Here is a 754-nt window from a genome sequence, read left to right as displayed (position 1 = left end):
ATCGATGACCAGATCGCCAAGCTGGATAAGAAGCTCATGCAACTCCACCGGAGTAACGAGATGAGCCGACGACTGGCGACTATTCCGGGCGTTGGTCCGATCGGTGCGACGCTGCTATCGATCAAGGTCGTGGATGCGCGCGGGTTCAAGTCGGCAAGAAACTTTGCCGCCTGGCTTGGCCTGACACCAAAGAATCACTCTACGGCCGGAAAGAACCGGCTCGGCGTGATCACCCGTGCCGGGGACGGTATGTTGCGAACCGTTTTGGTGGCTGGCGCGACAGCTGTGATCGCCGATATACGCCGACGCGAGAACCGCTCCTGGCCGTGGCTGAAAGACATGATCGCACGCAAGCCGCCGAAGCTGGTGGCGATAGCGTTGGCGAACAAGCTGGCGCGGATCGCCTGGAAACTGATGGTCAGCGGCGAGCGGTACCGACCTGCAAGCAGCGTGACGCCGATGCCGACATAGACTTGAACGAAATCCAGAGCTTGGCGCCAGACCGGCAGGTTTGACGCTGGGGGCGGAACTTGCAGGACAGGAAGAGGTGGTACGTTCGGCGCAAGCCGGTCAGTGAAATGCTCCGCTCGGTTTACCGGCAGAAAATGCCGCTCTCGTGTTTGGATCTCACTGTCCGCGAAGCCCATCTTGGCCGGTGGTCGCAAGACCCGAAACAGGCCGGACATATGAGCGCAAGCGATCCGAGCATGCTGCCAAAGCCAATCCTTGCAAGTCGGGGGCCGTCCACATATGA

Annotated in this window: 1 protein-coding gene; it reads left to right on the top strand. The window is 60.2% G+C overall.

Annotation, left to right across the window (positions count from 1 at the left end):
* Positions 1–471, top strand: a 471-nt coding sequence (locus XI08_RS09900; RefSeq protein WP_271574271.1) for a transposase, incomplete at its 5' end; no start/stop codon positions are given.
* Positions 472–754: the final 283 nt, after the last annotated feature.

The organism is Bradyrhizobium sp. CCBAU 11361 (genome assembly GCF_028128935.1).
In the GTDB taxonomy this organism is placed as follows: Bacteria; Pseudomonadota; Alphaproteobacteria; order Rhizobiales; family Xanthobacteraceae; genus Bradyrhizobium; species Bradyrhizobium niftali.
Note: the sequence above shows the minus strand (reverse complement) of the source record. Positions and strands in the feature narration are given on the sequence as shown.